Annotated in this window: 1 protein-coding gene; it reads right to left on the bottom strand. The window is 65.2% G+C overall.

Annotation, left to right across the window (positions count from 1 at the left end):
• The coding region (recJ, locus tag WB528_RS26720; protein ID WP_423892349.1) for a single-stranded-DNA-specific exonuclease RecJ at window positions 1-1,439 on the bottom strand (1,439 nt) is incomplete at its 3' end.
• Window positions 1,440-1,781: the final 342 nt, after the last annotated feature.

Genomic DNA, 1,781 nt, shown 5'->3' with positions numbered 1-1,781 from the left:
TCGTGCGCCAGCGCGTCTTCCATATAGGCGCGGAATTCGGCGAGTCTTTCCTTGCGCAACGTCACGCCGGCAGCCATCGCGTGGCCGCCACCCTTGATCAAGAGACCGTCGTGGACGGCCTGCCGCACCGCCTTGCCAAGATCGACGCCGCCGATCGATCGGCCCGAGCCGGTGCCGATGCCGCCGGGTTCGAGCGCGATGACAAAGGTGGGACGAGAGAATTTGTCCTTCAGCCGCGATGCGACGAGGCCGACGACCCCCGGATGCCAACCTTCTGACGCCGTGACGATCACCGAGCCCTTGTCCTCCAGCCCAAGCGAGGCCATCGCCTCGGCTTCGGCTTGCGCCTCGGCCGCCTGTTCGATCACCCGGCGTTCGCTGTTCAGTCGGTCGAGCTCGGCGGCGATCCGGGCGGCCTCGGAAATACCGCCTTCCAGCAACAGCCGCACGCCTAGGTCGGCGCGCCCGATGCGGCCGCCAGCATTGATGCGCGGTCCCAGCATGAAGCCGAGATGCCAAGCCTCCGGCGGGCCGTTTAGCCGCGCCACGTCCATCAATGCGGTATGTCCGACATGGTCGCGACGACGCATCGCAATCAACCCCTTGGCGACGAAAGCGCGATTGAGCCCGATCAGCGGCGCGACGTCGGCGACCGTGCCGAGCGCCACATGATGCAGCATGCCCAACAAATCCGGCTCCGGCATCTCTGGCTTCCAGAACCCTCGCGCGCGCAGTTCGCGGTTGACCGCAACCAGCGTCACCAGAACGAGCCCGACGGCGGCGAGATGGCCTAACCCTGAGAGATCGTCGAGCCGGTTCGGATTCACCAGTGCATCGACCTGAGGCAATTCCTCGCCGCACTGATGGTGATCAATCACAACGACCGACATGCCGAGCTTGCGCGCTTCGACAAGCGGCTCCATGCTCGTGGTGCCGCAATCGACCGTCACCAGCAGCGTCGCGCCCTTCCCCGCCAGCATCCGTACCGCTTCGACGTTCGGCCCGTAGCCTTCGAAGATCCGGTCGGGGATGTGGATCAGCGGATCGAGCCCGCAGTGGCGCAAATGCCAGGCCAGCAGCGCCGCGGACGTAGCGCCGTCGACATCGTAGTCGCCGAAGATCGCGACCTTTTCGCCTCGCGCGGCCGCGTCCGCGATGCGTTTCGCGGCCGCCTCCATTTGCGTCACGGTAAAGGGGTCGGGCATCAGCTTGCGGATAGTCGGGTCGAGAAAGTCCTCGACCGCGTCTATCTCGACGTCGCGCCCGGCGAGTACCCGCGCCAGCATTTCCGGCAACTGATAGCGTTGCGTGATCGCCAGCGCCCGCGCCGCCCCTCGCGCGTCGAGCCGGTCACGCCACAGCTTTCCGGTCAAGGAATGCGCGACGCCCAGAAAGGCCGGCGGCGCCTCGACAGGCAATGCGGATGCGGGGAGTGTCATCATGCCTGCCGAAGATAGGCCAGACACGCGTTTGTTCAATGATTCGCGGGTGTTCAGCCACGGTTTATTGCTCTCGCGGCGCGAGACGCCCGAGCTGCATCGAAGTCTTTGGCCCCGAAGATCAGGGCGCAGGGAATGCCGGGCGCTCGGCGCGCCCGCAGCCTCGGGTGCAAATGAAAAAAGCACACCGAGTTAGTCACCACGGTCACACCGGATTCACCCGGCATTCCCCGCGCGAATGGTTTTAACGGTTTCCTTCGCGCTCGCCCCGGAGACCGGGCTTTGTTGCCTCCGTCGCAGGTCACAATGCGAAAGCATCGTCACCAGCTTGATATCAGCGTC

Origin of the sequence: Bradyrhizobium sp. (assembly GCF_049586575.1) — a bacterium.
GTDB lineage: Bacteria > Pseudomonadota > Alphaproteobacteria > Rhizobiales > Xanthobacteraceae > Bradyrhizobium.
The sequence above is the reverse complement of the archived record's forward strand: the minus strand, read 5'-3'. Positions and strand labels throughout refer to the sequence as shown.